This is a genomic window from uncultured Subdoligranulum sp. (genome assembly GCF_937890665.1).
The window spans coordinates 1-9,110 of sequence record NZ_CALADU010000009.1 but is presented as its reverse complement, the minus strand read 5'-3'; the positions used below and the strand labels follow the sequence as shown (position 1 = coordinate 9,110).

15 protein-coding genes are annotated in these 9,110 nt (G+C 48.7%); all 15 read right to left on the bottom strand.

Annotated features, from left to right (window positions below):
- Positions 1-460: 460 nt before the first annotated feature.
- Positions 461-595, bottom strand: coding sequence for a hypothetical protein (locus tag Q0526_RS00490; protein WP_298729798.1), 135 nt, complete (start codon positions 593-595; stop codon positions 461-463).
- A gap of 26 nt (positions 596-621) precedes the next feature.
- Positions 622-1,374, bottom strand: a complete 753-nt coding sequence (locus Q0526_RS00485) for a hypothetical protein (protein WP_298729795.1) — start codon at positions 1,372-1,374, stop codon at positions 622-624.
- Positions 1,375-1,386: 12 nt separating this feature from the next.
- A complete protein-coding gene (locus Q0526_RS00480; protein WP_298729793.1) occupies positions 1,387-2,409 on the bottom strand; it encodes a hypothetical protein in 1,023 nt (340 codons plus the stop codon).
- 804 nt (positions 2,410-3,213) lie between these two features.
- On the bottom strand, positions 3,214-3,393 hold the full coding sequence (locus Q0526_RS00475; RefSeq protein ID WP_298729791.1) for a hypothetical protein: 180 nt from the start codon (positions 3,391-3,393) through the stop codon (positions 3,214-3,216).
- A 102-nt stretch (positions 3,394-3,495) separates the two neighbouring features.
- A complete protein-coding gene (locus Q0526_RS00470) occupies positions 3,496-4,446 on the bottom strand; it encodes a hypothetical protein (RefSeq protein WP_298729789.1) in 951 nt (316 codons plus the stop codon).
- Positions 4,447-4,473: 27 nt separating this feature from the next.
- Positions 4,474-4,878, bottom strand: coding sequence for a hypothetical protein (locus Q0526_RS00465; RefSeq protein WP_298729787.1), 405 nt, complete (start codon positions 4,876-4,878; stop codon positions 4,474-4,476).
- 18 nt (positions 4,879-4,896) lie between these two features.
- Positions 4,897-5,337, bottom strand: a complete 441-nt coding sequence (locus Q0526_RS00460) for a helix-turn-helix transcriptional regulator (RefSeq protein WP_298729786.1) — start codon at positions 5,335-5,337, stop codon at positions 4,897-4,899.
- Between the two features lie 136 nt (positions 5,338-5,473).
- Positions 5,474-5,725 carry a hypothetical protein gene (locus Q0526_RS00455; protein WP_298729785.1) on the bottom strand — a complete coding sequence of 84 codons (252 nt, stop codon included), beginning with the start codon at positions 5,723-5,725 and terminating at the stop codon, positions 5,474-5,476.
- Positions 5,725-6,486, bottom strand: coding sequence for a ParA family protein (locus Q0526_RS00450; protein WP_298729783.1), 762 nt, complete (start codon positions 6,484-6,486; stop codon positions 5,725-5,727). Before Q0526_RS00450 ends, Q0526_RS00455 begins: the two co-directional genes overlap by 1 nt.
- A 147-nt stretch (positions 6,487-6,633) precedes the next feature.
- A complete protein-coding gene (locus Q0526_RS00445; protein ID WP_298729782.1) occupies positions 6,634-6,834 on the bottom strand; it encodes a hypothetical protein in 201 nt (66 codons plus the stop codon).
- A 1-nt stretch (position 6,835) separates the two neighbouring features.
- Complete coding sequence (locus Q0526_RS00440) at positions 6,836-7,063, bottom strand: DUF5348 domain-containing protein (protein WP_298729781.1); 228 nt, start codon at positions 7,061-7,063, stop codon at positions 6,836-6,838.
- Positions 7,056-7,259: a type II toxin-antitoxin system antitoxin, RelB/DinJ family gene (locus Q0526_RS00435; protein WP_298729779.1), complete on the bottom strand. Its 204-nt coding sequence runs from the start codon at positions 7,257-7,259 to the stop codon at positions 7,056-7,058. Before Q0526_RS00435 ends, Q0526_RS00440 begins: the two co-directional genes overlap by 8 nt.
- Positions 7,260-7,270: 11 nt before the next feature.
- Positions 7,271-7,582, bottom strand: coding sequence for a type II toxin-antitoxin system RelE/ParE family toxin (locus Q0526_RS00430; RefSeq protein WP_298729776.1), 312 nt, complete (start codon positions 7,580-7,582; stop codon positions 7,271-7,273).
- The gene (locus tag Q0526_RS00425) at positions 7,575-7,853 is read right to left on the bottom strand and encodes a type II toxin-antitoxin system Phd/YefM family antitoxin (RefSeq protein WP_298729774.1); all 279 of its coding nucleotides are present in this window, start codon (positions 7,851-7,853) and stop codon (positions 7,575-7,577) included. The genes Q0526_RS00430 and Q0526_RS00425 overlap by 8 nt, the downstream gene beginning before the upstream one ends.
- A gap of 42 nt (positions 7,854-7,895) precedes the next feature.
- Positions 7,896-9,110, bottom strand: a 1,215-nt coding sequence (locus Q0526_RS00420; RefSeq protein WP_298729772.1) for a hypothetical protein, incomplete at its 5' end; no start/stop codon positions are given.

The following is a 9,110-nucleotide window of genomic DNA, read 5'->3' as shown; positions in this document are numbered from 1 at the left end:
ACCTCCAAAAGAAAAAGTAGCAAAAAGAAAATCCGCTGCGGCGGGGAACGCCTGCGGGCGGGAAGGGGGGAAAGGGGGAGCCAAAGAGCGGCCCCTTCGGGGCCTTAAAGAGAAAGTCACCTCCCCCTTTCCCCCCTGGCTCCGGCCATGGAAATGATGGAAAACCCGTTGGGTTTACCACATTCCCACAGCCTCCGCCCACCCCCCTTTTCCCCTCCGACTTTCTCCCTGTCCGAGAGAGAATTTTAAGAGATTTTTTTGAGGCCCTAAAGGGCCTTCACACGGCATATATTATCAATATATTTTTTCCCTATTTTGGGGCAGACCAAATTTCGGCATATTTACACTCTCCCATTACCCTCTACATACGGCATATATTATCAATATATTTTTTCCCTGTTTTTGCTTGTTATTATAGCCTGTCCAAGCAGCTCTTTCAAGTCCCCCAGACAGGCTTATTTTAGGCGTCGATTTTCCGGACGCTGACCGGCGCAATGTCGGTACGCTTCAAACTCCATCCAGTCTCCAGATCCCGCCAGCTCCAGCCACCGTCAGAATCTCGCTCCAGCTCGACCTCGATCCAGTGACCGGCCACCTGGATCTCCAGCTGCTCTCCCTCCTTCAGCTCACTCGCATATCCTTCGGGACAACCCCAAGGGGCCTTGTATGAACTAACACCACTTCCCAATACCCGGCCCGATAGTTTGCCCTGAAGCTCCGATATTCCATCAGAGCCACATTGTGCTTCATAAATTCTTCGTCTACATTTTGATCATTCAGAAGATCTCCATAATCACCGGAGTACCATCTGTCTATCCCTAACCTGGCAGCTTCCCACTTTCCTTCTTCCGGGAAGAATTCTTGAATAATCAGCTTCTTCACCTGTTTTGCTGGAAACTCTATCGAATACGGACTCTGAATCACCGTTTCCCATAGTTTTGCTGATTCCAGCCTACGGCCATCTTTGTACCGATAGATCTTTTCTAAAGATACCACTACCACATAGCCAGAGTGCTCTTTCTTGGGCTTCAGCTTTCGATCTGCGTTGGCTCTTTCCCTGGCAATACGCAGCAGGTTTTCATTCAGCCCCCTCTGGTGAGCACTTTCGGCCTGTTCTGCCCCCAACGCAGCTCTCCACTTTTCTATCGTCTGCTCATGCTCCTGCGCCATCTGCCTCAATTTTCGTTCATGTTCCTTCTTATCATCATCCGCCTTGCTTCTTTCCTCCCTGGCTTTCTGTTTTGCCTGGGAGATCTCCCGCAAGAGGTCATCATACTCCTTCACGGGCAGGATCACATGGGTACACTCCGGATCGGAGTGGCCACCGTCCAGCTCTTTATACCCTATCATCGTCTTTTTTACGAACTCGCTCACGGCTCCCCCTCCTTACAGCCCTCGGATATAGTTGTCGGCCACGACGCTGATCCGGTTGTGCCCCAGGGCCTTGCTGCACACCAGCATGGCCGCCTTGTCCAGCTTCCGCCCAGCCTCGTCCTTCCGGCAGATATAGACCTCGCTCTGATATTTCCGCCCACTCCCTTTGTTCACCCGATCATAGGGAATCTCATCGATGGGCCGAGCATGGGCCTTATACATGGCTGTGGCATACTCCGCCCGATAACCGTGAATGTCGGCGCTCTGGTGGACGTGCTGCCACACTTTTTCCTCGCTGGGGGTGCTCTGCATCCGCTCTATGATCTGCGCCGAATCCGGGCCGATAATGGGGCTTAGACGCTCCCTGCCGCCCTTTCCGCTGCGGACATGGGTAAAGTATCCCCCCTGGAATAACCGGGCGTCCTGGAGCATTTCCAGGCGCTTTGTGTCGGCCGGCGTCAGCTCCGCTGCCGGCCGGCTCTCCAGCCGGGAGATCTCCGTCTCGATCTGCTCCCTGGTAACCAGGTCTTTCCCCCGCAGCTCCGCCAGCTCCCTCCGGCGCAGCCCTGTCCCCTTGCAGAATCGAATCAGCTCATCATTGTTCGTCTTGGAAAAATGCTTATCTCGCACCCGAACGCCGCGGCTCCGTTTGATGTCCTCCCGGTTCCGCTTGGGGGGCTTGAAGTAGTTTTCATCATCGGGAGAAATGCCGTACAGCTTGCCCATGGCCTTGGCCTCCAGCTGAATCGTCCAGGCAGAAAGACCCTGGTTAGTCCTGGCTTGCAGCCACTCATTGACATACTTCTTTGCGCTTTTCAGCGTGGTACATTCCGGGTGCTTCTCCTGGATGTACTTGATGAAATACTTCACGTGTTTCCAATACGCCTTGTAGGTGCTGAAGGAAAAAATCTTGTCCTTCTCCGTCCCATCGGCCATGGCCCTCTTTTTGCTTTCTCCAATGGCCAGCATCCCGGTCAAGCGGTCATAGGCTTGTTGGTGGAGATCCTTGTGGTATGCCTTGTTGCGCCGTCCCATAGAGCCTCCTCCCTCGCCGTTATTTTTCTGTAAATCTATTTTTCTGTTTTTATAGATACCTATTTTTCTACTTTTATATATTTCTTGTTATTTCATGTAAATTATTTCATTTATATACGTTCAAGCTAAGCCGCCTCATGTCAGCTCCCCTCGGAGACTCGGCAGTCGGCAAATACACTTTTTAACGTCTTATGTGTGACGGTTTTGGGATCACTCCCGACACTTTTTTGAACTGCTTATGTGTGCAGCCCCGATTTATTGAGATCTACGGCAGTTCGGAATCTGTCGGCACCTTTTTAGAGGGTGCGGCTCTCCAGGAGATCTACAGTATCCTGGCTACTATCAGAGGGTGGATAGGGACACGATACATTTCACTTACCCATCACTTTCAAAAGGATTACTTGCGGTGGGGTCCATGGTGTGCTTTTCCAATTCACAAAGGTTACTACGGCAAGCCCGCACACCACACAGGAGTATCAACCCTGTCACGGCTTTTTATGGGTATTTGCTGAACCCCCAGCAGACCGATCCGGCCAACCAGGACGCTCTGGGCCTAATCACTATTTACCCTCGCCCAGACGAGCATTCAAATCCGCCGCAACTCCCGGCCAGCGCCAGCCGCAGCCACTCTATCCAGCCTCCTTCCAATCGGAGCCGCCGAGCAGCAGCCCCAAAAATCATCTTCCATCCCAGTCTCATCTTACCATAGACCGTCGAATAAGTCAACAGCATACGCAGAAAATTAACCGTATAACGGTTTACCCGTTCATGTAAGCATAACGGGTAAACCGTTATTTCAACGCCTTATGTATTCGGAAGCAATCCCATAACTATAAGCATTATTGCTCCACCGCATACGCTCGATAATACAACATATACCTGCTCTTTTCCTTTTTCTTGTAAACTTTCCTTAATTGCTTTTACTATAAAAACCGGAAATACAAACCCTAAAAGTATCCCGAATAGTTTGATCAAAAAAACCATACATTCACTCTTCCTTTTAAAATCTGGTATTCAAAGGGCGGATAACTCTGAAGTTTAAAACAATCGGAGTTATCCGCCTTTCTTAGACCACTATATCACCTATTAGGCCACTATATCACCATCATCGTTGTAGTTGAATGTATGATTATCTTGTGCCATCATTTCTTGTGTCACATCTGGACTCAAACTAAAAGATATTGCTGTCTCTGAAATATCGACTCCAAGAGTAACTTCCCAGGAAAAATCAATTGTCATCATCGTATGTGCATAAGCTACAAACAACTGAATAGTGTCCAAATTATAGGAATTCGATTGTGTGCTTACTTTTGTAATACCGCTAATATGTTTTCCATAATTTCCATTAGCACTTCCCAAAATGGGATTTCCAATAACAGCGCGGTTACTAAAAGTATCCATCTCTACGTCTCTATAAAGGCCAGCACTTTCCCCATCAACCGTAAAATAATCAACGCTTGCAATGGAGCTATCAATTTTTGTAGCTAAATATCCAGAATCTTTATCTGCTGCTACCCATCCAACACCAAAACTATCTGTAAATGTCCAAAAAGGACACTCCGTCCAATTCATATCGTATGCAATAGTAACTTGTCTCCGAGTATTATTTCCCGCCAAACCATATCTAAAAACTACATCTGCATCAGCAGTCGATCTGGTCATTGCCCCCGAATTATAAATATGATTATAGGCATCTTCTCCTTCTTCATAGGACATAATAGCTGAAATCTGTTTTTCATTATACCCAGAGTCCCTCAGAACACTTTCGGACTGACTCGCCAGTTCCTTCAAATTTTCATTCAAATCTTCACGGGTGATGACCCCTTCAGAGATCATATTATCAATGATTTCCCGCTCACTAATAACCATTGTTTGTGTCGTCTGGCTATTATCAAGGAACTCAGATACTTCCTCTGAAACAGGCGAAATTCCCTCTTTCAAATCACTTGTAGGCTCTGCTGCGTAAGCAGGAACACAAAGGGAAACACTCATACAAGCAGCCAAGATCAGCGAAAATATTTTTGTGTTTCTTTTCATTAGAATTACTCCTTTCTAACCTATCAGTTAATAATTTACATAACCAGAAACGTTAATCGAATAATCGGAGTTGTTTCTGACCACCAGTGTGTAGTTCCCTCTCTGATCTACTTCTATCACTTCATCAAAACTTCCATCCGTCGTATTGAGTGCATAAAACAGCCCATCCGGGGCCAGTAGGCCAAAGTCAACACTTGCAGTCTGCGGAGAATATACAGCATTGATAGCTACCGTCTCCCCAATCTCTAACGGGAACTCCGTGTTTGCTTTTACAGTAGAGTTTCCTGATACTTCCATATCGAAATGTCCAGTCGCTCTCATACAACTAAATACTCTTTGATCGGGTAGTTCTGCTGCATATGTCGAAACTGTACAACAACTCACTGTCACTACAAGCATCAATAAACCCGTCACTATTTTTCTGATTTTCAATCATACACCTCCTTTCTTTTAATCCTCCCAAGTTAAACCAAACTCTTTTTCTGTTTCTGGCATCACCCCTCCATCCATATCTCCTAATTCAACTCCTTTAGCATTTTCCTTATCTGAATTAAAACTACTCCATACAAAACATATTAGCAAAAATGCTAATACGCCTACTACTATCAATATATATGCTTTCTTCGTATTTCTACTTTTATCTGTTATAATATCTCTCTCAGCGCCTTGATCCTCTTTCTTTTTTGGAAACTCCTGGCTATCGTCAAGTAAGTATTCCAGAGAAACACTATACAGCTTGCTCATACATTGCAAATTCTCTGTTGATGGTTTTGAACTACCCGCTTCCCATCCAGACACAGCTTGCCTTGACACCTTTAATTTTTCAGCTATCTCTAATTGAGACATTCCCCTCTGCTTTCTCAAATACTTAAGCTTCTGCCGCAATATCATTTTTCTGCCTCCAAGTTTATAAGGAACTATAGTAAAAGTAAACCGCGTGCGGTTTACTTTTAGGCAAGTAACACTTGCCTATGGCCATTTTTTGAAAAAATCAGGCCAAACTACCGGTCATTCTTCCCGACCCTGTTTATTTCAGATACTCCTCTAATCCCATACGCAAAATCTCATTAATCGTCTCTGTAAGATTTTTCTCTTTGTCCAGTGCCATTCTCCTTAATGCCTTATCTAAATCCCGATCCAGAAAATATGACCGCTGTACCCGATCTTTGCTTTTATTCTTTTTCACCGGCTGCTCAGTAACTTGCTCTCCCGGCTCTCGGTCGGCTCCAATAATTTGCTTAAATGCGGCCTCCTGGTCAAACTTTGCTTTCCCTGCCATCACTCATTAACTCCTTTCAAAAACTCATCAATAAACGCTCTGTAATCCTCTGCCACTGTGGACTTCCCGGCATAGTCAAATATATCAGCCCGGTTCGCCTGTGCCTCCTCCACGGCCACCGCAGACCGGATATAGGTCTTGTAGATCGGCGCCGAGATGTACTCGCTCAGCTGCTCCGCCAACTCCTTGATCTGCCGGCTGATATTGGCTCTGGGATTGAACCGGGTAAAGAGGATGCCCCGGATCTTCACGCCAGGATTGCAATACTTCTGGACGCTGGTAACTGTCTCGTTGAGCTGAGAGATCCCGGCCGTGGCGAATATCCCGGCTGTGGTTGGAATCAGAATATCCGTGGCACAGGTAAAGGCGTTCACCGTTAGCACGCCCAGGGAGGGCGGCGTGTCAATCACAATGAAGTCATAGTCGCCGGCGACCGGAGCTACGGCCTCCTTCAGACGATGCTCCTTGCCGGTCTGGGACAGCTCCTGCTCAGCCCCGGCCAGCATGATGTTCGCCGGCACCAGGTCATAGCCGCCCTTCGTGTGCTGCATGGCCTCCTGGATGGTGGCCCCCCGTTTCATCACCTCATAGACCGTGGGTACATTGTAGCTCTCCACGCCACAGGCCGATGAGAAATTCCCCTGGGGATCAAGATCAATGCCCAGCACCTTGTACCCCTTCCCGGCCAGACCTGCAGCAAGGGCCTGGGCTGTGGTGGTCTTACCGACGCCGCCTTTCTGATTGGCTACTGCAATTATCATTGCGCATCACTCCCCTATAATTATAAAATTATATTTTTCTATGTATCTTGATTTTTATTTTACTATATATCTATTTTTATAGCAATATAGAAATCCAGAAAACAAGAAAAAGCCGGCCTGAAGGCCGGCTTTTTCTATCTTTTATCTTTATTCCCATTGCCAGGGCGACTCAACCAAATGCACCGTGTCATCGGAATCGGCCCGATAATAATAGAAGTCCGTACCAAAGGCCCGGAAGCGAATATGCCACAGACCGCAGAACTGGATTTTCTCAATATCCTTCGCTCTGATCCCGATGGTATGCTCCACATCTTCCCGCAGCTCTTCATCCGTATAGTGGCAATTCATATCAGCCCTCCACGCTCTCTCGCGCCCACAGGCCCACCGGAGACACCCCAGGATGCCCAGGCATATACCATCCCTTATCATTGTACTCAAAGGAGACTACCCGCCATGTGCCGCCGCCGAGCCGATCCGGGAGCAGCACATCCAGGCCCTGGCCACAGTGAATGTCCCAGCCATCCCAAGTCAGGCGATCACGCTCCGGCTCGTAGCCAATCTGCAAGACCTTAAGCATTCAGCGCCTCCATCAGATCTGCCACGCTATCAAACGGGCCATATGTATCCTCGTCTTTTTCTATTGCCTCCAACTCTTCCATGGTCTTTATAATTCCAAGCCCCTCATGTACCTGTTCAAGCCCTCTTTCCAGCTTTTCCAAATAGAAATCACTATTCCCTGTACCAGAGGGCTGCCCCTGTTTATCAAAATTCATAAACGGCTCCTTTATTCAAGCAGCAAATTATAATCTCTCTTCGCATAGATTACTCGGGCAATTGTTACCAGCTTTTTTTCTTCATCTACCCAATAAAATATGAAGTAATTCTGTACCAATAGCTTCCGGTACTCATGCTTTAATGGTCGAACCGGTGTATATGCCGGATTTGCGTATGGGAACTTAGGGAGCTTGTCTCCAGCCTCGATCAATTCTATCGCCAGGCGATCCGCAGCAACAGGATTTGCTAACTCTACGCCGATATATCGGACAATCTCAATCATATCCTGCCGGGCAACAGGTAAGTACTCCAAATTATACAACCTGTTCTCCTCCTATGGCATCTCGCATGGCTTTCAGCACCTCTTTCGAGGAATATCGCTTATTGGTCAGTTCGGCCTCTCGCTCCGCCTCCTGCAGCTTAAAATACACCTCACTCTCAAACTGCAGGCTCTCAAACGCCTCTATACTCATCACAACCATATCTCCGTACCCATTCTTCGTCAGAAATACCGGCTTTGCAGTCTCATGCACCGTCTTTGAAATATCGGCAAAATTGTTCCGCAAATCCGAAACAGGTCGAATCATATTCATAATATCACCTCGTCTTTATTTTATCATAATTGCGCTAAATTATCAACTCATTTTCTCCCACCACTTGCGAATCGTCTTGGGATCAAGGCCCGTATCCCGGTGGCAATCGGCCTTGCGGCCCTCCGGGTGCTGCTGACGCCACTCAGACACCCGATCTTGAGCTGATGGGCGACCATTACCTTCACGCCAATTATCATGGATTATGTCCCTCGTTGCCCTTGCAATTCTCAAATGCTGTTCCTGCTTACGCCAGTTCCGCTTATTGACGGGCATAGTCAGGCCGGAGAGCTTCGCTATATCGTCCCTGGGAAATGTCACATAGTCCTCGTTAAACATCTCCAGGGCACACACCACATCATCCTTCGTGAAACGGTTGATGTCCTCCACGCTCATATCGTCATAAGGTTTCAGAAGGGAGAAAGCGTCCCGGCGCAGCTCGTCCTCACTGATCCCGCACTTCTTCGCATAGATGGCCAGCGTCATAATACCGTAGAAACGATGGCCCACCCGGATCTCGTCCCCGATCCGGTGCAGCCACCAGTCGTAAAGATCACGCTTGACCGTCCAGCGGCCCCGCCGCTCCTTCTTGACAATCCGCCGCTCATACCAGTCCGGGTACTTCTCCTTCGCCTCGGCCAGCGATAGACGGCTCTTTCTCATAAGCCCCTCAAGCCACTGCTGCTCCCCGTTGCTGTCCGGGATAAACTCCAGCAGCTGCTCCAGCGTCACCCTTCCGCCGAGCCGGTAAGCCGTCACCGGGTACTCCCGGCCCAGCTTGGAGCCGGAGCCGACCACCCGGAAACCCTGCAATATACCCTGCATCTGCGGTTCCTTGATGGTGGACGTGTACCTGTTCCAGATCTGCCGGGTAAGAGAATATTTCAGCTCCTTCAGGCATTTCTGGTTGTGCGGGTACATAGGGATCGGCTCATCGAGGACATAATACAGGTGAAGCCCCGTCCCGCTGTTTACGACAAAGGTTGCCTGGGGCAAAATATCCTTGTTCATCTGGTGCAGCGTGTCCCGGAGCTGGGGCATCCCCACCCCATCCAGATCAAAGACCAAGGCATAGAGATACCGGGCGTTCTTGCCGCACCGCCGCCGACCAAAGTAGGACAGAGGGGACATGATGGTGAAGTCCGTATCGTAGACCTCAGACAGCTCCGACAGTTCATCGGTGATGGTGTAGCGTTTGGCCTTGCCTTCCTCCTGGATCTCCAGGGCAATCCCCGCAGCCTTCGGCGGCACCGTCACCGC

Excerpts from the sequence above, each read along its gene's own strand:
- Q0526_RS00480 (WP_298729793.1), bottom strand. The coding sequence starts at position 2,409 with ATGGGACGGCGCAACAAGGCATACCACAAGGATCTCCACCAACAAGCC.
- Q0526_RS00475 (WP_298729791.1), bottom strand. The coding sequence starts at position 3,393 with ATGGTTTTTTTGATCAAACTATTCGGGATACTTTTAGGGTTTGTATTT.
- Q0526_RS00470 (WP_298729789.1), bottom strand. The coding sequence starts at position 4,446 with ATGAAAAGAAACACAAAAATATTTTCGCTGATCTTGGCTGCTTGTATG.
- Q0526_RS00460 (WP_298729786.1), bottom strand. The coding sequence starts at position 5,337 with ATGATATTGCGGCAGAAGCTTAAGTATTTGAGAAAGCAGAGGGGAATG.
- Q0526_RS00455 (WP_298729785.1), bottom strand. The coding sequence starts at position 5,725 with ATGGCAGGGAAAGCAAAGTTTGACCAGGAGGCCGCATTTAAGCAAATT.
- Q0526_RS00450 (WP_298729783.1), bottom strand. The coding sequence starts at position 6,486 with ATGATAATTGCAGTAGCCAATCAGAAAGGCGGCGTCGGTAAGACCACC.
- Q0526_RS00445 (WP_298729782.1), bottom strand. The coding sequence starts at position 6,834 with ATGAATTGCCACTATACGGATGAAGAGCTGCGGGAAGATGTGGAGCAT.
- Q0526_RS00440 (WP_298729781.1), bottom strand. The coding sequence starts at position 7,063 with ATGCTTAAGGTCTTGCAGATTGGCTACGAGCCGGAGCGTGATCGCCTG.
- Q0526_RS00435 (WP_298729779.1), bottom strand. The coding sequence starts at position 7,259 with ATGAATTTTGATAAACAGGGGCAGCCCTCTGGTACAGGGAATAGTGAT.
- Q0526_RS00425 (WP_298729774.1), bottom strand. The coding sequence starts at position 7,853 with ATGAATATGATTCGACCTGTTTCGGATTTGCGGAACAATTTTGCCGAT.